Consider the following 17,501-nt stretch of genomic DNA (forward strand, 5'->3'; position numbering starts at 1 on the left):
CCCAGTAATGGGCACTCCCGCAGGCCTCCATGCCGATCCGGCAGGCCGGCAGCTGGGCGACGAAGTTGCGCAACTGGCTGCGCCGCAGCGCCTTCGAAAACACCTGCCGGCCCTGCGCATCCACACCGTGGACCTGGAACACGTTCTTCGCGAGATCAATACCGAGTGTTGTAACCTGCATGTGGACGCCTCCGTCTTCTTCGAGTGAGAGTGATCACCCCCACTCTGGCACATCGCGATGCCGTAATAGGGCGGGGGCGTCCATCCCATTGAGACGCGCAGCGCCGTGGCGATCGGTCGGAACCAACCCGGGCGCGCCCCTCGCGATCACGCCCGGGTATCCCCGATCACCCCTCTCGACGTCATCCCGGAAACCGCGCAGCGGTTATCCGGGATCTGACACGCCCGGTCAAAGTAACCACCGCAGATCCCGGCTCTCCGCTTTGCTGCGGCCGGGATGACTCGGGATTCGCAAGGCAATGCCTCGCGTCTTGAAGAACACTGGACGGGACGCGCCGACATGCCCCTCAGGCGTCTTCGGCATCCACCCGCGCCAGCATACGCATCCCGCCAACCATGCAACGCAAGGCCTCCAGGGCCTGCAGATCCAGCTCCGCGCCGGTATCGGCGGGCAAGCGCCAGTATTTCGGGCGGCAGGTCGCGGGCCGATGTTCGGGCATGGCGCGGGCGGCGGCGGTGTCGACCGCCACCAGCAAATCGGCCCAGGCCAGGTCATCATCCGTCAGCGCGCACATCGCGCGCGCCGGACGTACCTCGATCCAGTCCTCGAACTCGGCCGCCGCGGCCAGCTCCGCCACGCGCGCGGCACGCCCGTCCGGGCGTTCCGACGCCACCAGCAGACGTGCCCGGCGCTTAAACATCTCCGCCACCACGCAGGTGCTTTTGAATGGCATCACAGGCCACCCTCAGGCTATAACTCAACTGATGGAAACGGAGAACGGACGCCATGGCCCACCTCGACTGGTCGCAGTACCCGGTAAATGAACTCAAGCTCGTCTACAGCACGCTGCATGCGCAGCTCACCCTGGAGCCCGATCTGATGGATTCCGAACTGATGGCCGACCTGCAGACCCACCTGCAACAGGCCGCGAAGGCCGACGGCGTGGACGTCTCTACCCACTCCCAGTGGGCCGCCTGGCTGAACGACCGCTAACTTCAACTCCACCTGAGTAGACGTGGTGTCAGGACTCGCTCAGCGAGGGGCCGCTCGCTCAGTCGACTTCAATCAGCGATTCGCCGTTCTCCAGCGCCCGGAGCACGCGAGGTAGAAGCGGCTTGAACCATTCGAGCAAGGCCGCTTTCCGGGTATTTCCGATTCGAAGCCAGACGACGGCTGGATAGGCCCCCGAGTCCGCGGAGCGCCACACGGCGAAATCCTCATCCTTGGTCACGATGACGGCCCCCGTTCGGAGAGCTTCCGCCCAGATTTCTTTATCGGAAGCCTCAAGAAGTCCGACATCCGCAACATGCTCGGCCGCAACACCCTGGTCAACGAGCCAACGCGCAAGGGCCGGCGGCAGCTGAGCGTCGACCAGGAAGCGCATTCAGGCGACGTGAAGAACAGGGTGATCCGTTTGACGCGCGGCAAACCGCAACGCCTCGGTAATGTCTTCGCCCGTCAGGTAGGGGTAGTCCTCCAGAATTTCCTCCCGCGAGGCCCCTGCCGCCAGAAGGTCAAGGACATCCCGCACTCGCATCCGGGTGCCGCGGATGCAAGGGCGTCCACCGCAGATTTCCGGATCAAAGGTGATGCGTTGCAACTCGCTCATGATGGCCTCCTGCGCAGACGACCAGAGAATGTATCGACGAAGTGTATCGTTATCGGACCAATGCTGGAGCAAACGGGTCCGCGAATGTCATGTTCGCCAGAGTCGGGCGCGGGCAGGGGCTTCGCCTGCAAGCAGGCTCCTACAAGACACCTCGTCAGGCGTCGCCTTCGGTGGCCTTGCGGTGTTCGGCGGCGAAATCGAGCATGCGCTGCGTGGCCACCAGGGCCTTCTGGCGCGCGGCCTCGTCGACGAAGATCTCGTTCTTCGCCGGCTCCCCGGTGTCTTCCAGCGTCTCGGCCAGCGAGACCAGGTCGTTCATGGCCATCCACGGGCAATGGGCGCAACTGGTGCAGGTGGCGCTGTGGCCGCCGGTGGGGGCCTCGATCAGGGTCTTGCCCGGCGCCGCCTGCTGCATCTTGTAGAAGATGCCCTTGTCGGTCGCCACGATGAATTCCTGTTCCGGGCGCTCCTTCACCGCCGCGATCAACTGGCTGGTAGAGCCGACCACATCGGCCTGGTGGATGACCTCGCGCGGGGACTCCGGATGCACCAGCACCGCGGCACCGGGGTGGCGGCCGCGCAGGTCCTCCAGCGCCCAAGCGCGGAACTCGTCGTGCACCACGCAGGAGCCGTCCCACAGCACCATGTCGGCACCGGTGGTGCGGCGGATGTAGTCGCCAAGGTGTTTGTCCGGGGCCCACAGGACCTTCTTGCCCTGATCGCGCAGGTGCTCGACCAGCGGCACGGCAATGCTCGAGGTGACGACGTAGTCGGCCTGCGCCTTCACGTCCACCGAGGTATTGGAGTACACCACCACCGTGTGGTCCGGGTACTGGGCGCGGAACTTCGCGAACTCGTCGGCCGGGCAGCCGAGATCCAGCGAGCACTCGGCCTCCAGCGTGGGCATCAGCACGCGCTTCTCCGGGCTCAGGATCTTGGCCGTCTCGCCCATGAAGCGCACCCCGGCGACCACCAGCGTCTCGGCCGGGTGCTCCTTGCCGAAACGCGCCATCTCCAGGGAGTCGGCCACACAACCACCGGTCTCGTCCGCCAGCCGCTGCAGCGACTCGTCCACGTAGTAATGGGCCACCAGCACCGCGTTGCGTTCGATCAGCAGGCGCTTGATGCGGCGCACCAGCTCGTCGCGCTGGGCATCGGTCAACGCGTGCAGCGAAGCCGTCACGTGGGCCGTGCTCGGCACGTGGTAAAGCGGCTTGTCGGCTACGGGTGCGTTCATGATCCCTCGCTCTCCGAAGCAGTCGGAGAAGATTATCGTCTGCTTATGGTACGACAGGCCCTGGCGTGCTGTCGTTCCTGCAAATTGTGGGGGCGTGCCCGCGTAACCCAAGCAGCGCGCCTATAATGCCCTCCCGATGGACGAGCTCACCCGCCAATACAAGGCGCTGTCATTCGAAGAGCGCATGGACCTGGCCCTCTCCGGAGCGCTTGACGAGCGCTGGCGACCGTTGCTGGTCCGCGACCAGCACGCCCAGGTGAAGGCGTACTTCTCCCGGCGTATGGACCTGACGCCGGAGGAAGTCGCGCTGCTCCTGGCCGACCCCAACCAGACCGTACGCCTGAACTGCGCCAAACGCCCGGACCTGACCCCGGACCAGGTCGAGGCCTGCGTGAACGACCGCGACCCCAACCTGCGCTACTTCGTCGCGCGTAACCCGCTGCTCACCGAGGTCCAGCGGGAACGACTGATGGACGACGAGGACGAACTGGTACGCATCGCGGTGCGCAAGGGCCCGAAAAAACGCGGCACCCGCGCCCGCCCCGGACAAGCCGAGATGATCCGTTGACCGAGACCCCGCCCGAGAAACCGAAACGCCCGAAGCCCTCCGGCCGCCGCCGCGCGCTGTCTTGGGGCATCCAGATCGGCCTGGCGCTGGTGATCTTCCTGGCCGTGCGCGCCTGGATGGCGCGCGACATGGTCGAGGGCCCGGCCCCCGAATTCGAGGCCCAGCTACTGGATGGCACGCCGGTAACGCTCGCGGATTACGCGGACGAGCCCATGCTGCTCCACTTCTGGGCCACCTGGTGCCCGATCTGCCGCCTGGAAGAAGGCGAGATCGTGCGCCTGTCCCAAAGCCACCCGGTGCTGACGGTCGCTATGCAATCGGGCGTGGAAGAAGAGGTGCTGGACCACCTGAACGAACGCGAGCGGGAACTAGCCGTGATCAACGATCCGGACGGCGCCCTGGCCGCGCGCTACAACGTTCGCGGCGTCCCGGCCACCTTCATCATCAACCCCGACGGCGAGATCGTCTTCCGCAAGCAAGGCTACGCCCCGCCTCTGGAACTGCGCCTGCGCCTGTGGCTCGCCCGCTGGCTGTAAGCCACCCCAGCGCCCAACAGCGCGGCTCGCTGCGCTCAGCGACCCAACACAATCGTGGTCACGCAGCGCGAGGTTCGATCTCGCTGCGCACGCGGTCAGCGAGTTCGATCTGGGCGCGCCTCAGTTCGTATTCAACCTGCAGGTTCAGCCAGAAACGCTCGGAAGTACCGAAATAACGCGCCAGCCTCATGGCCGTGTCGGCAGAGACGCCCCGGCGCTCGCGCACAATGTCATTCATGCGCGTCGTCGGCACGTGCAACGCCCCGGCAAGCGCGTTCACACTGAGCCCTAGCGGAGCAAGAAACTCCTCGCGCAAGATTTCGCCTGGATGGATGGGCCGCATACCGTTTGTAGTCATGCTCTAACCTCCTTCGGGAACCCTTCAGTGGTAATCGACGATCTCCACGTCCTCAGCACCCTCGTCCGTCCACCGGAAACAGATACGCCATTGGGCGTTGATGCGAATGCTGTGCTGTCCCTCGCGATCTCCAGACAGGACCTCCAGCCGATTACCCGGCGGCGAACGCAAATCCTGCAGCGTCTCCGCCGCTTGAAGCTGGACCAACTTGCGCTCCGCAATCGCTCTGATACCGGACCAACGCCGACTCCTTCCGGTTTCGAACAGCGCCCGGGTTTCCCTACACCGAAAGCTTCTGATCATGGGTACAGGATATAACGCTTAACGGTAAGCAGCAAACCAATGGCGCAGCTCGCTTCGCTCAGTGCACCCTACACCCAGGAAGCCCCCCCCGTAGGATGCGGTTGAGCGCAGCGAAACGCATCAAAATGACCGTGGCCAGCAACCCAGCTTGTTGACTCCCAACGCGCACAAGTTACACTTTAAAGTGTAACTAAGGGAGGCCGTCATGGAAGCCACCACCAAGGATATGCGCCTGCACAGCCGCGAACTGCTCGCCGCCGTGGACCGGGGCGAGGAGATCGAAATCACGTATCGAGGTCGCCTGCGCGCCAAATTGGTCCCATACCGAAGCACCTCGGCCCCGCAAACGCGCGCCGACCATAATCCTCTGTTTGGGCTTTGGCGGGACCAGCAAGGCTCGGTCGACGAACACATCCGCCGGATCCGGCAATCCAGGAACTTCAAGTAAGGCTAGGGAAACACTGATCAATGTACACGCTCGCGCTCGAGTCGCTTTTGCGTGTGAACAAGGCGCGGCGACAGCCGTGCAGTTATTCTGCACAAGGAAGCCGCAACGCCGTTCCCACGCAAAAGCGGCCGAGCCCTTCGGGGTTGGCACCCCAGGTTCCCCGATCCTGCGTTGCGCCGCTTGCGGGTAGAACCACTACCCACTGCGCGACGCGCCTTGTCTCGGAGAACCTGGGGTGCCAACGCGAGCGTGTACATTGATCAGTGTTTCCCTAGTGGACACGGATGTCCTGATCTGGAATCTGCGCGGAAATCAGCGAGCCAGCGAATGGCTCGACAGCTCGCCGGGATTCACAGTGTCCGCAGTCACCTACATGGAACTCGTCCAGGGGCTGCGCGACCAGTCCGAATTCCGCGCGCTGCGCCAAGCCGTCCAGTACTGGGATGCCCGCATCCAACCGGTAAGCGAAGCCATCTCGAACCGCGCAACCTTCCTTGTCGAGACCTACGCCCTCAGCCACAACATGCAGATGGCCGATGCGCTGATTGCGGCGACCGCCACACAGCTGGGCTTGCCACTCGTCACGGCCAACGATCGGCACTATCGGCACATCGAGGGCCTGGAGATCCACCTGTTCCGACCGGAACAGGGCAGCGCCCCACTGTAGGAGGCCAGCCCTCTGGCCGATCGGGCCCGGCCTACGCCCCATCGCCCAGAGGGCTGGGCTCCTACACAAGACCCAAGCCTCGCCGCAGCGCCGAACCGTTCCCCGCAGGGGGCGCGCCTTACGCGCGAAGCCCCTGCCACCGCCAGCCCGGGGCCTACGCCTCCAGCTCGCGCAGGACGCGGAAGCCCAGGTTGGTATCCATCTCGTCGATGTTGCGGCGGCGCCGGGCGGCGCTGCGGGTGTTCACGGCGGCATCGAACCAGGAACCGCCCTTGGTGACCACCCACTCGTTGTCCGGATCGCGACGGTAGACGCCATCGCGCGGCAGGCTGGCATGGCTGTCATGCCACGGCGTGGAGGTAAACTCCTGCACATTGCCGTGCATGTCGTACAGCCCCCAGAGGTTGGGCTGAAAGCTGCCCACATCCAGCGGCCGCGACAGCGGGAAACACGCCGGGATGTACCACTTGCGCCGCTGGCGCCGCTCCTCGTAGGGGAACAGCGAATTGAAGTGCACGTCGCGGCACCCCACCACCTCGCCAAAAGCGAACGGCGTGCGGGTGCCCGCCCGGCAGGCGTATTCCCACTCCGCCTCGGTCGGCAGGCGATAACGCTTGCCCGTCTCCTCGCTCAACCAGTCCAGATACTGCTGGATACTATCCGGCTTGATATTGAAGATCGGCATGCGCGGAGTACTCGGCCACACCAGCCACTCCCAGGGCTCCCAGCCCGTCGCCGCCTGGAACGCCTCCCACTCCTCGCGCGTAATCGCGTAGCGCCCCAGAGCGAAGGGCCGCTCCAGCGCCACGTAGCGGCGCGGCCCCTCGTGCGGCTGATGGCCGTACTCCGAGGCATCCGAACCCATCTCGAACTCGCCGGGCGGGATCACCTGCAGCTCCGGCGTCGGCGCCCCGGAGCGGGCCTCGTCGCGAAACGTGACGTCCAGCCTTGCCGCACGCGCCGCCTGCTGCTGCAGATCCAGCAGATCCGCCTGATCCATCCGCTGCACGTCCTTCACCATGAGCCTGCTGACCTCCTGATCTTTCTGCGCCCCGCTCACACCCACAAAACCCGTCATTGCGAGCGAAGCGAAGCAATCGCCTGCCTGAACCCAAGCGCCCCTTCGCCACCCACCTCAACCGGCGGCTCGAACTACCCAGCAGTACAGTCAACACGATAGCGCGCCCTGCCAACGGCGCCGCCATCCTGTAGGCAAGCGCCAACGCCCGAGGTTCGCCCTCGCGCAGTGCCGCTTGCACCGGTTAAACAGGCATTTTACGCTCCACCCGTTATTTGGACTCAGGGAGGAGTCGAACATGCCCTGCTCGCGTGGCTTCACGCTGGTGGAGCTGATGGTCACCCTGCTGGTGGCCTCGATCCTGCTCGGTATCGGGGCACCCGCCTTCGGCAACCTCGTCGAACAGACCCGGCTCACCACCACGACCAACCAGTTCCTGACCACCCTGCACATGACCCGCAGCGAGGCCATCCGCCGCGGCAGCCTGGTCACGCTGTGCACCTCCACGGATGGCGCCACCTGCACAGGCACCCCCTGGGACGCCGGCTGGATCCTCTTCGCCAATCCAGGCCGCACCGACCAGCCAACCGCGCCGGACCATATCCTGCGCGTGGGCAATGCCTGGACCGGCGCGAATGTCACCGTGTCCGGCAACCAGCCCGTCAGCCAACACATCTCCTACAACGCCCTCGGCCAGTCCGAACGCCTGTCGGGTGCCCTTCTGATGGGCACCGTCTCGATCTGCTCCAGCGGAGATGAAGGCCGCGCCATCGTCATCAGTAGCGCCGGCCGCCCCCGAGTCGCCACTACCGACTGCACCTGAGGCCGGGCTCCACCCGGCGGACTTCTGGTTGAGTATCGCGGCGCCGCCAGGGCCGCGAACACCGCTCGTGGCCGCGATTCGACCACTGAACCGGTCGGGGCTTGCAGCACCGCCGGCGCGCGCTTATCACTAGAGTCACGGCAACCCGAACGGCTGACGCCCAATGACCCGACCCCACGGATTCACGCTTGTCGAACTGATGGTCACGATTGCCGTAGCGGCGATCCTGATCACGATCGCGGTGCCGGGATTCCAGGCTTTGGTGCAAAACAACCGCGCCACCGCTCTCGCCAATCAGTTGACTACGGCGATCAACCTGGCGCGCAGCGAGGCGATAAGGCGTGGTGAGGTCGCCTCGGTATGTACAAATGACTGGGAGGACGGCTGGTGGGTCGAGCCCAGCGCTGGCTGCAACGCAGCCGCCGCGGATCGCTTACGTGTCTGGGACGCCCCACCGGCCCGGTCGGTCATCAACGCGGGCGGAGAGACATCGGTGAGTTTTGGCCCCATGGGCACTCGGGAGGACCAGAATGCAATCACCTTTAACGTTCACGCCGAGAATTGCACGGGGGACCGGGCCCGCATCCTGCGCATCTCCCCGGGTGGTCGCGTAGGCGTAGAACGCACTGCCTGCCCCTGAAGCCAACGGGATTACGATCATGCCGAACACTCCATCAACATTGACCAGTGCTCAAGAGCCATTCTCGGGCAATCAACGACGTCACTCCGGCGTGACGCTGATCGAGGTGATGGTCACAGTGCTGGTGCTATCCATTGGGCTCATCGGCCTCGCAAGCCTTCAGGGGAACGCGCTGAAGGCCAATCACAGCGCCTACATGCGCGCCCAAGCCACCATTCTCGCGTATGACATGCTCGACATGATGCGTGTCGACCGGAGTGTCGCTCTGCAACAAGCCTACGACGGGACCTTTACCGCACCCCCCTCCGGTAATGATCTCCCATCGAGCGAACTAAACCGCTGGATCACCGATATCCAGAACACGCTTCCCGCTTCCCAGGCGGCGATAGTGACGGACAGCAGCAACAACATCGTCACAATTTCCGTGACCTGGGATGACACCCGGGGCGAAGAAACGCCCGAAACCTTTTCTCTGCGGACGCGCCTGTAACCATGCCCGATAATCATTCCAGGACAACGAAGATGATCGGGGCGCCGGGTGCCAGAAAGGTGCGCGGTCTCACCCTTGTGGAGCTCATGATCGCCCTGACCCTCGGCATCCTGCTTATCGGTGCGGTTATCAGCGTCTTTATCGGAACCAGCCAGACCTACCGCACCCAGGAGGCAATGAGCAAGGTTCAGGAAACCGGGCGTTTCGCGGTCGAGATCCTTGCCCGTGACATTCGGCAAGTCGGATTTCGCGGCGCCTGTATGCCGGGCACTGAGGTCAATTCCCTTCTCGATCCCAATGGTACCGGCTATGATGATGAGCTCCTTGATTTCGAGACCGGTTCACTCGTTGGATGGCACCAGCAGGCGGGGCCACATGCCGGGTCGATGAACGGTTATGTAGCCGGCACCGATACCCTTCTAATAAAAAAATCTTCGAGCATGGACGCAAACCCCTCTGGCAACACGCCCGAAAACGCGGCGACGGTCAACCTCAATGGCCCTAGCGGAATCGCACGCGAGCAACTCGTCGTCATTAGCGATGCTGATTCCTGCGACATTTTTCAGAACACGGCTAATTCAAACGCCAATACTGTCACTCGGGGCGCCGCGAATATGGCTCCTGGAAATCTTAACCCTGGCCAGAACAACCTGTCCAAAAGTTTCGATGAGACTTCTCAACTGTTCCGTTTCGAACCGCGCCTATACTACGTCGGCGCCAGCACCGCCGACCCGGAACAGAATTCGCTTCGCCGACTGGACTTTGGTCTGGGTTCCGCCAATGACCAGGAGCTGGTCACCGGTGTTGAGGACCTCCGAATCCGCTATGGCGAGGACATCAGCGGGGACGGCCGCATAAACAGCTTCCGCACCGCCGGTGCAGTAGCCGACTGGGAAGCGGTGCGAGCGGTCCGGGTTAGTCTGATCGTCAACAGCACCAACACCGAAAACGTAGTCGACACGCCTCAGCAATTGGCGATCGATGGCGGCACATGGACCGCACCTGATCGCCGACTTTACCAGGTCTTCACATCCACCATTGGCCTGCGCAATCGTCTGGACTGATCAACCATGAACCATCATTTCGGCTCACATTCCACTTGTTCGATTGCTCGCCGGCAAAACGGCTCGGCGCTGATCGTCGGTCTGATTTTGTTGCTGGTCGTGACGATCCTGGCAATTGCCGGCATGCAGGACACGTTGCTTCAGGAACGCATGTCAGGCAACTGGCACGACCGCAACCTCGCCTTTCAGGCCAGCGAAGCCGCGTTGCGCGAAGGCGAGACCTGGCTTGACGCTTCCATCGCCAACCGCCAGGTGGCCGAGGGACACGATCGTTTGCAGGCTCCGAGAGCTTGGGAGGGTGCAAATGCCCATGGCACTTTGGACTTGTCCAACTCCGAAGTTGCGCTAGCGGAGGCGGCCTCTTACTACGTCAATCCACCGTCCTACAGTCGCGTCCCGGGCCAAATGGACATTGCGGAGCCCGAGTGCGACCGCCAGTTTCCCGTTTACAGCCACGGCGTAGGCGGAACCAATAGCGCGCGCGTGACTCTTGAGGCTTCGGTCAGACCCCGAAACAGTGGCTTGATCCTATGTCCGCCGGACTGGGGCGGGTGAGTGATCATCTTTTACTCCATTTCGATTCTGCATGTTGCTTGATAGCCGAGGATACCTCATGACTTCCCTTAGACCAAGCAGTCTTCCGCGATTTCGGCAACCTCTCGCCGCCGCGACGCTGGTCACGTTTGCGGCACTTGCAGGTTACGCGCCTCAGGCCGCAGCCGATCTCGACGTGGCTCAGCAGCCCCTTTTCTCCTTGCAGAACGTCCCAGGCAGCCTGGTTCTCACACCTTCGGTCGAATGGCCGACTATCAACAGTGTTGCAAACCTGGGTGGCTATTCGGAAGCGTCGGAGTATGCAGGATATTTCGATCCCAGCAAGTGCTATCAATACTCATACGATGTAGACGAATCCGAACGCCACTTCTTCCCGGTCAGCCAAACATCGAACCGCCGATGCACGTCATCTGGCGCACCCTGGAGTGGAAACTTCCTCAATTGGGCGGCCACACAAACCGTCGACCCATTCCGATCGGCTCTTACCGGGGGCTACCGAGTTCGTGACACTCCTACCGAAACGTGGCTTGAGAAGGCACGCCACACTGGACAGGGTGGCACTAATATTTTCCCTAATCGGCGGCTTCCGGAAAGCGGGACTGATGACAATGTCCTGGCAGGAGCTACACCTTTCGGCGCATACGGATGGATGCGCATGCGCATTGAGGGGCTTGGCAACCAAATGCGGTTCCGGCTTGAGAACAATGGCGTAAATCATAATGTCACTGCATATAATCCAGGTGAAACCGTGACCGGTGATCATGCTTATGAGGTGAGCGTCAGGGTCCGTGTGTGCGTCTCGGGTTTACTTGAAGGCAATTGTCAGCAATATGCGAACGGCTGGAAGCCTGAAGGCACTTTGCAAGAGTATTCGGACCGGATTCGTTACAGCTTGTTCGGGTATGTAAATGACCATTCCCGGCTGCGCGATGGCGGGGTGTTGCGAGCCAAGCAGAAGTACATCGGGCCAATCAAACCAGACGGCGACGGGGGCATGACAAACAACCCCAGGGCGGAATGGGATGAGAATACGGGAGTGTTGACCCGCAATCCTGATAGTGACTGGGCAAGCGAAACTGGTGCCTCAATACAGGATAGTGGAGTCATCAACTACCTGAACAAGTTCGGGCAGATGACCACCCGCCCCCACAAAAGTACAGACCCGGTGAGCGAACTTTACTACGCGGGACTGAGGTACCTTAAAAACCAAGGGAACGTGAGTTCCTACTCCTCGTTGACATCTCTGGAAGATCCTGGTTGGAGCGCCTATGAAGTCGCTGACGGCTTTCCTGTGATCACGGATTGGGATGATCCCGTTGAACACTGGTGCCAGCCCAATACCATCTTGGGCATCGGCGACATCTACACTCACCGCGACAAGAACCTCCCAGGAAGCTCGTGTTCAAGAGACGAGCCAAGCACTCCGGCGGAAGTTAGTTCCGACAACACCGTGAACGTGGTGACGGAAACTAACCGGGTGGGCCAAATGGAGGGCATAGGGAACATCGGCAACACATGTAATTTTACGGGGCGCGAGAATTCGGCGTACATGGCCGGGCTGGCCTGGCATGCGAATGCGCACGACATCCGCCCGGACCTGGACGGCGGACGTACGAGCGCTTCTACCTACTGGGTGGATGTGCTTGAGGCTCAGTCCCTCGAGGGAATGTCACGTAACCAGTTTGCACTCGCTGCAAAGTACGGTGGCGCTCGCCTGCCACAGGACTTCGATGCGGACGACTGGGGCACTACACCCCTGCCTGAAGACTGGTGGCACAGAAACGGCGAAACGCTCACACCCTTCGGTCGGGGAGGCGGACAGGCCTCTTTCATGAGACCCGACAACTTCTTCACCGCAGGCGAGGCCAACTCGATGGTGGAGAGCCTGGAGCGGGCGTTCGAAGCCATCTCTCTCGAGCTTGCCGACACCAGCACTGCGGCAGCTGCGAGCTCGGCGATTCTGCAACCCGATACCTTGCTATACACGGCGGGATTTCGATCGGAAGACTGGTCCGGCACCCTGACCGGCCGGCCGCTCGATCAAGACGGCAATGTCGCAGCGCCAGGTTGCCCCGAGTGCTGGGATGCAGAGACGGCTCTCGCCAGCCAGGCCGCGGGAGACAACCGCCGCATCTTCACCAGGAGCGCCGCAGAAGGGCAGATATCGGGTGCTGGCGGGGGAGTAGAGTTCCGTGCAAATAACCTCCATGCCGATCAGCGGGAGGCCCTCGACTACAGCTCGGATGGCGACAATGACAATCGCAGCGATGACCGGGTAGCGTGGCTACGCGGTCAGGAGCAAGATGGCCTACGCAGCCGCATAGGCTCTGGCGCACCGCGCCTGCTGGGCGACATTATCAACTCCGACCCGGTCTTCGTAGACGGCGTACTGTTTGTCGGGGCCAACGACGGGATGTTGCACGCCTTCGACGGTGATACGGGCGAAGAACTGTTCGCGTACATCCCGAGCAAGCTCTTGCTTCCTGAAGGGGGCGAGGATTTTGCACCTCTATCGCGACTTACGGCGCTGGATTACAACCGTCACCATCGGTATTTTGTTGACGGAAAGCTGGCCGTCCGCGAGGTCCATGATGGCACCAATCTAAGGACAGTTCTGGTTGGCTCACTCGGCGCCGGCGGACGGCAGGTTTTCGCGCTGGACGTATCCGATCCCGCGAACTTCTCGCCCAGTGACGACGTCCTCTGGGAATTCTCGCATGATGAGCTGGGTACCTCGATTGGAACCCCGCAGATAGCGCGCACGCGCCCGGATGGAGATTGGGCCGTATTCTTTGGCAACGGCTATAACAGCGCGTCTCACGAATCCAGCCTATTCGTGGTCGACCTGTTCGACGGTAGTCTCACAGCGAATGTCTCCACCGGTGAAGGAGACGTTGATGCCCCCAACGGTCTTGCCGCACCGTTTATCACGGACTGGCCGGGGGCGGACTTGCGCGCCAACCGGGCCTACGCAGGAGATCTGCTCGGCAATCTCTGGGTCTTTGACCTTACCAACATCAATAGCCCCTCGGTGCGCTTACTGGCCCGGGCGACCGCCCCGAACGGGACGGCCCAACCCATAACCACACGACCCATCGGCCAGATCCTGGATCAAGGTCGCGCCATGATCTCGTTCGGTACCGGTTCCTATATTTTCGAACCGGATGCCGATGACTCACAGATTCAGAGTCTTTATGGCGTAGTGGACTCGATATCACCCCCGAGCGAGCCGGCTGACCGATCGGACCTGTTTCGGCAACGGATCGAATTTCAAGAGACCGTGCAAACCGCGAGCGGCCCTCAAGAAGTCCGTGTGCTGTCCGATGACCCCGTGGACTTGACCGAGTACAGAGGCTGGATCATTGATCTCGATCGTGACAGTGGAGAACGCGTGATCTCCGGGCCGGTGACACTCGGGCGAGAAGAGCAGCGGGTTCGCTTTTCCACCTTGATCCCGGATGAAGATCCGTGCGGTAGTGGCCGGCGCGGTTTCTTCATGGACTTTGATCTGCGCACTGGCGGCCAACTGCAACAACCCGTGTTCGATCTAGACCGAGACGGCGTGTTCGGCGACTCCGATCGCGTACTCGTCAACGGCGAACTCCAGGCTCCTAGCGGAATTAGTGTGGGTACTGGCGAACGCATCATCACAATACAGCGGCCCGAAACCGTGAGCACCTCCTCCACAGATCGGACGCAATTGGCTTGTGACGGTGAAGGCAACTGCGAAATCGTGAGAGACGATGATCAGCAACTCGGCCGCATGAACTGGCAGCAACTGCGGTAGTCGGGGCGTTCACATGATCCGTGAAACCGAACTGATTGCCGTTGCTGCTTGGTAACTTCCTTTTTCAACTCTTGCGAGGAACAGGGTAATGCGACGTACTAAATGGGCGAAAGTGGGGAGGGTCGGTTGTCGTACTCGCGCGCTGGATCGACCCAAGCCCGAGAGACAGGCTGCCGTGCATGACAAACCGCGATGAAAGGAATGGCGAAATGAACCAATCAAACATTCATCTCGCAGGGACCGGTTTCAAAGGGCAAGGCCACCGGGTAAAAGGCTTCACGCTCATCGAGCTCATGATCGTGGTCGCCATCATCGCCATCATCGCGGCGATTGCCTTTCCCGCCTATGGCCGTTTTGTTGAACGCGCACAAGTCTCCGACGGGAAGGCTGGATTTCCCTGAGCCGCGCGGTGAACGCGTCGTGACGCAACCGGTTCTGATTGACGGGCGGGTAGAGTTCGTCACGCTCATCCCATTCGACGATCCCTGCGCAGGCGGCGGCACATCGGCCCTGTTCTCCTTGAACGCAGCGACGGGAGGCCGACCAAGCAACCCGGTATTTGACCTCAATCGAGACGGCGATTTCGACTCGGGCGATACGATCACCATTAATGGCGAAGAAGTCGCGCCCAGCTCGATTGATCCGGGGCTTGGCATCATCGGCCGTCCAACCCTGATTCGAAACCCAGCCGATGGCCGCCTGTACCGCGTCATTAGCGGGACCGAGGGCGAGGGGATCGAAGAAGCCCCGCTGGCCGTTCAGCTTCAACCGCGCAGCTGGCTGCAGTTGCGCTAACCGGAAGGGACCAAGCTCAATGCCGAACATGACCCGTATTCGCAAAAAGCCGCTTCTGATGGGCTCCCTTTTTTTCCTGGCCTTCTCAGCTAGCAATGCTGCGGAGGACTACCAAGGTTTCTTGGTCGGCCAGGTCACGGCCGTGAACCCGACCGCATACACCATCACCATTGATAGAACCACGTACCGTGTACCGCACACCACAGCCTTCTACAAAGATGACGGGAGGAGCGGGTTGCAGGATGTCCAGGAGGGGCTCTGGATTCGCTTCCAACCTGTGGAGGCAGCATCGGGTTTACCCCGGATCGAGAACCCCACGCTGTTTTCCTCCCCGCAGGAGTAGCTAAGAGATGCGAATCACCCAGCCAAAGGGCTTTACCCTGATCGAATTGATGATCGTCGTGGCGGTTATCGCCATACTCGCGGCGATCGCCTATCCCGCATATCAGCAATATGTCATTAACTCGTACCGGGCAACAGCAGGAGGCTGTCTCACGGAGATCGCGCAAACTCTGGAGCGGCGGTTCACGAGCACCATGAGTTACGCAGGCGCCTTACCGAACCGAGGCTGCATGACCGAAGGCGATATGGCCAATCGCTATTCCTTTGGGCCGGACCCTATACCGAACGCCACCGAATTTACACTCATCGCCCAACCACAAGGTGTGCAGGACACCGGCGATAACTACAATTGCGGGGACCTCGAGTTAGATCATCGTGGCGTCCGGGATGCCGACGGCGACGTGGATCGGTGCTGGTAGCAGGCCGTCACTTACCCATCCGCGGAAACGGGGACAGATTTATTTTCCGTCTCCATCCCTCCTGTTTTCCTCGGCCTTACGCGGCTTTCCGATACGTTGGGTCTGGTAGCTGGCGCTCAAGCCTTGTTCGGAGCCTCTCTACAGCCGCGCCTTCCGCGCACGCACCGATAGCCCATGAAGGTCCCGGATAATCGCTTTGCGATTTCCGGGATGACGCCGTTTAGAATCGCGTGGCCCGGGGATCCGAGATCACGAACCCAAAATAACAAACTCCGCTCGCGCCCCAGACAACCGCGCCCGCGCACCTAATCAGCTCGTTTCAAACAGCTGAAGGCCCGCCTCGGGCGTGACGACACGCCCCGGCGCAAATGGCTGTTGGACCAGCAGCTTGTCGCCCGTCACCAGGATGCTGCGCGGGTGACAAGCCAGCAGATCCCACAGGTGAGAATCTCCGGCATCCGGAGCCGAAATTGATGAGGGGCTCGGCTCACGCCAGATCGCATTGGCGACCAGTTCGGTCACCAAATCATCGATATGCGAGTCCGAAAGGCCATGCAGCCGAACCAGCGACGGCCGCAAGAGAACCCTGCGATATTCGGATATCAGGTCAGGCGAAGTCAGGAAAGGAAAATGTCCCGCCAGCATCCCGTCCAGGACACGGCACACGGGTGAGCGTGGCGCACTGGACAGAAGCCCCGCGACCACGACGTTGGTGTCGACCACCAGCGTCCACTGCTTCATCGGCCGCGCTCGGAACGAGTCTCCTCCAGCGCTAGAGCCATGGCATCTTCTTCGCTTAGCGCTGCGCGCTTCCGAGCCGAGGCCACTAATTGCCGCGCTTCGCTACGGGTACGAATCCCGCGATAGACCAGGCTCTCCTCGATAATCGAAGCGATGGAACGCTGCTGCCGCGCCGCCGCCTCTTTCAGGGCCTGATGCAGCTGGTCGTCCAGGGTGATGGTTAATCGGCTCATCGAAGCCCTCCAGACGGGCTGAATCGTGCACACCAAAACACCATAGCACCGGATGAGAGCGGAGGCCAGATCACCTCGTGCAGCACGATCCAGCCGGAGGAGACCCCGGATAACTGGAAGAAAGAGGACACCCGTCTCCTCGAACAGCCCTCCTGGTCACATGCCGCTGCAGCCCTCGTCTCCCGCAGGAGCCCGGCCCTCTGGGCGATGGGGCGCTGGACGCACCTGATCGGCGAGAGGGCTCGCCTCCTACAGCTGGCGGGGAACGGAAGGGGCGCCCATCTGCTTCCAGACGCCGCACCGTCCTCCCGGCTGCAGCGCAGCGATGAGCCGGGATCTCCGGCGCTGGACATACCCCGGGATCCGCGCAATCCCCGGCGCAGGGGAACCCGGATAACCGTTGCGCGGGCTCGGGGATGGCGGCAGAGGGCAGGACGTAAAAAAAGCGCCCGGCGGATGCGATCCGGCCGGGCGCTTTTTGGTTCCGCCTTGGGTCTAGCTTCAGGCGGTTGCGGCGGCGCGGGAGGCCTTCTTGCGTTCGTGCTCGAGCAGGAACTTCTTGCGGATGCGCAGGTTTTCCGGGGTCACCTCGACCAGTTCGTCGTCGTCGATGAACTCGATGGCCTGCTCCAGCGTCATGCGGATCGGCGGGGTCAGCTGGATGTTCTCGTCGGTCCCGGCAGCACG

The 17,501-nt window shown here is 62.0% G+C and carries 23 protein-coding genes and 3 pseudogenes; 15 read left to right on the top strand and 11 right to left on the bottom strand.

The window, feature by feature from the left end; genetic code table 11:
- Positions 1-181 (bottom strand): annotated as a pseudogene (locus F627_RS0115055) (IS110 family transposase); the annotation flags it as partial.
- 346 nt (positions 182-527) lie between these two features.
- Complete coding sequence (locus F627_RS0115060; protein WP_026332141.1) at positions 528-881, bottom strand: hypothetical protein; 354 nt, start codon at positions 879-881, stop codon at positions 528-530.
- Positions 882-967: 86 nt separating this feature from the next.
- On the opposite strand from F627_RS0115060, the gene F627_RS0115065 reads away from it, so the two are divergent.
- Positions 968-1,174, top strand: coding sequence for a hypothetical protein (locus F627_RS0115065; protein WP_018865527.1), 207 nt, complete (start codon positions 968-970; stop codon positions 1,172-1,174).
- A 58-nt stretch (positions 1,175-1,232) separates the two neighbouring features.
- Here F627_RS0115065 and F627_RS0115070 read toward each other — a convergent pair whose 3' ends face one another.
- From F627_RS0115070 to nadA, 3 genes are all read right to left on the bottom strand, one after another.
- The gene (locus F627_RS0115070; RefSeq protein WP_018865526.1) at positions 1,233-1,565 is read right to left on the bottom strand and encodes a DUF5615 family PIN-like protein; all 333 of its coding nucleotides are present in this window, start codon (positions 1,563-1,565) and stop codon (positions 1,233-1,235) included.
- The gene (locus tag F627_RS0115075; protein ID WP_018865525.1) at positions 1,566-1,790 is read right to left on the bottom strand and encodes a DUF433 domain-containing protein; all 225 of its coding nucleotides are present in this window, start codon (positions 1,788-1,790) and stop codon (positions 1,566-1,568) included.
- Positions 1,791-1,944: 154 nt separating this feature from the next.
- Positions 1,945-3,027, bottom strand: a complete 1,083-nt coding sequence (nadA, locus tag F627_RS0115080; RefSeq protein ID WP_019584551.1) for a quinolinate synthase NadA — start codon at positions 3,025-3,027, stop codon at positions 1,945-1,947.
- Positions 3,028-3,163: 136 nt separating this feature from the next.
- Here nadA and F627_RS0115085 point away from each other — a divergent pair, with 136 nt between their 5' ends.
- Both F627_RS0115085 and F627_RS0115090 read left to right on the top strand, forming a co-directional pair.
- A complete protein-coding gene (locus F627_RS0115085) occupies positions 3,164-3,595 on the top strand; it encodes a hypothetical protein (protein WP_019584552.1) in 432 nt (143 codons plus the stop codon).
- Positions 3,592-4,131 (top strand): protein disulfide oxidoreductase, encoded by a 540-nt coding sequence (locus F627_RS0115090; RefSeq protein ID WP_019584553.1) that lies wholly within the window; start codon positions 3,592-3,594, stop codon positions 4,129-4,131. Before F627_RS0115085 ends, F627_RS0115090 begins: the two co-directional genes overlap by 4 nt.
- 58 nt (positions 4,132-4,189) lie before the next feature.
- On the opposite strand, the gene F627_RS0115095 is transcribed toward F627_RS0115090, so the two are convergent.
- Positions 4,190-4,489, bottom strand: a complete 300-nt coding sequence (locus tag F627_RS0115095; RefSeq protein WP_017926225.1) for a HigA family addiction module antitoxin — start codon at positions 4,487-4,489, stop codon at positions 4,190-4,192.
- A gap of 24 nt (positions 4,490-4,513) precedes the next feature.
- The gene (locus F627_RS0115100; RefSeq protein WP_081601303.1) at positions 4,514-4,792 is read right to left on the bottom strand and encodes a type II toxin-antitoxin system RelE/ParE family toxin; all 279 of its coding nucleotides are present in this window, start codon (positions 4,790-4,792) and stop codon (positions 4,514-4,516) included.
- 205 nt (positions 4,793-4,997) lie between these two features.
- Here F627_RS0115100 and F627_RS0115105 point away from each other — a divergent pair, with 205 nt between their 5' ends.
- On the top strand, positions 4,998-5,240 hold the full coding sequence (locus F627_RS0115105; RefSeq protein WP_018879649.1) for a type II toxin-antitoxin system Phd/YefM family antitoxin: 243 nt from the start codon (positions 4,998-5,000) through the stop codon (positions 5,238-5,240).
- A gap of 274 nt (positions 5,241-5,514) precedes the next feature.
- Entirely contained in the window at positions 5,515-5,907 is a 393-nt protein-coding gene (locus F627_RS0115110) for a type II toxin-antitoxin system VapC family toxin (RefSeq protein WP_018882584.1), read from the top strand.
- Positions 5,908-6,061: 154 nt separating this feature from the next.
- Here F627_RS0115110 and F627_RS0115115 read toward each other — a convergent pair whose 3' ends face one another.
- Complete coding sequence (locus F627_RS0115115) at positions 6,062-6,928, bottom strand: SUMF1/EgtB/PvdO family nonheme iron enzyme (protein ID WP_018865517.1); 867 nt, start codon at positions 6,926-6,928, stop codon at positions 6,062-6,064.
- Between the two features lie 295 nt (positions 6,929-7,223).
- Between F627_RS0115115 and F627_RS0115120 the strand changes: the two genes are divergently transcribed.
- The 10 genes and pseudogenes from F627_RS0115120 to F627_RS0115165 all read left to right on the top strand — a co-directional run bounded on the left by F627_RS0115120 (position 7,224) and on the right by F627_RS0115165 (position 15,840).
- Positions 7,224-7,748 (top strand): GspH/FimT family pseudopilin, encoded by a 525-nt coding sequence (locus F627_RS0115120; protein WP_019584554.1) that lies wholly within the window; start codon positions 7,224-7,226, stop codon positions 7,746-7,748.
- A gap of 163 nt (positions 7,749-7,911) precedes the next feature.
- A complete protein-coding gene (locus F627_RS0115125; protein ID WP_026332142.1) occupies positions 7,912-8,388 on the top strand; it encodes a GspH/FimT family pseudopilin in 477 nt (158 codons plus the stop codon).
- A 19-nt stretch (positions 8,389-8,407) separates the two neighbouring features.
- Positions 8,408-8,878, top strand: coding sequence for a type IV pilus modification protein PilV (gene pilV / locus F627_RS0115130; RefSeq protein WP_196801170.1), 471 nt, complete (start codon positions 8,408-8,410; stop codon positions 8,876-8,878).
- Positions 8,879-8,910: 32 nt separating this feature from the next.
- On the top strand, positions 8,911-9,942 hold the full coding sequence (locus tag F627_RS0115135; protein WP_019584557.1) for a PilW family protein: 1,032 nt from the start codon (positions 8,911-8,913) through the stop codon (positions 9,940-9,942).
- A gap of 6 nt (positions 9,943-9,948) precedes the next feature.
- Positions 9,949-10,497 carry a PilX N-terminal domain-containing pilus assembly protein gene (locus tag F627_RS0115140; RefSeq protein WP_019584558.1) on the top strand — a complete coding sequence of 183 codons (549 nt, stop codon included), beginning with the start codon at positions 9,949-9,951 and terminating at the stop codon, positions 10,495-10,497.
- A gap of 58 nt (positions 10,498-10,555) precedes the next feature.
- On the top strand, positions 10,556-14,284 hold the full coding sequence (locus F627_RS15945; RefSeq protein WP_231370171.1) for a pilus assembly protein: 3,729 nt from the start codon (positions 10,556-10,558) through the stop codon (positions 14,282-14,284).
- Positions 14,285-14,493: 209 nt separating this feature from the next.
- Positions 14,494-14,667 (top strand): annotated as a pseudogene (locus F627_RS16075) (prepilin-type N-terminal cleavage/methylation domain-containing protein); the annotation flags it as partial.
- Between the two features lie 37 nt (positions 14,668-14,704).
- Positions 14,705-15,079, top strand: coding sequence for a hypothetical protein (locus F627_RS0115155; protein ID WP_019584561.1), 375 nt, complete (start codon positions 14,705-14,707; stop codon positions 15,077-15,079).
- Between the two features lie 19 nt (positions 15,080-15,098).
- On the top strand, positions 15,099-15,422 hold the full coding sequence (locus F627_RS0115160) for a hypothetical protein (protein ID WP_019584562.1): 324 nt from the start codon (positions 15,099-15,101) through the stop codon (positions 15,420-15,422).
- 7 nt (positions 15,423-15,429) lie between these two features.
- Positions 15,430-15,840 carry a type IV pilin protein gene (locus F627_RS0115165; protein WP_019584563.1) on the top strand — a complete coding sequence of 137 codons (411 nt, stop codon included), beginning with the start codon at positions 15,430-15,432 and terminating at the stop codon, positions 15,838-15,840.
- A gap of 309 nt (positions 15,841-16,149) precedes the next feature.
- Here F627_RS0115165 and F627_RS0115170 read toward each other — a convergent pair whose 3' ends face one another.
- From F627_RS0115170 to F627_RS0115180, 3 genes and pseudogenes are all read right to left on the bottom strand, one after another.
- Positions 16,150-16,581 (bottom strand): putative toxin-antitoxin system toxin component, PIN family, encoded by a 432-nt coding sequence (locus F627_RS0115170; protein ID WP_019584564.1) that lies wholly within the window; start codon positions 16,579-16,581, stop codon positions 16,150-16,152.
- Positions 16,578-16,814 (bottom strand): ribbon-helix-helix protein, CopG family, encoded by a 237-nt coding sequence (locus tag F627_RS0115175; protein ID WP_018879659.1) that lies wholly within the window; start codon positions 16,812-16,814, stop codon positions 16,578-16,580. Before F627_RS0115175 ends, F627_RS0115170 begins: the two co-directional genes overlap by 4 nt.
- A 501-nt stretch (positions 16,815-17,315) precedes the next feature.
- Positions 17,316-17,501: pseudogene (locus tag F627_RS0115180) on the bottom strand (translational GTPase TypA); the annotation flags it as partial.

This window comes from Thioalkalivibrio sp. ALE16 (assembly GCF_000381305.1).
GTDB lineage: Bacteria > Pseudomonadota > Gammaproteobacteria > Ectothiorhodospirales > Ectothiorhodospiraceae > Thioalkalivibrio.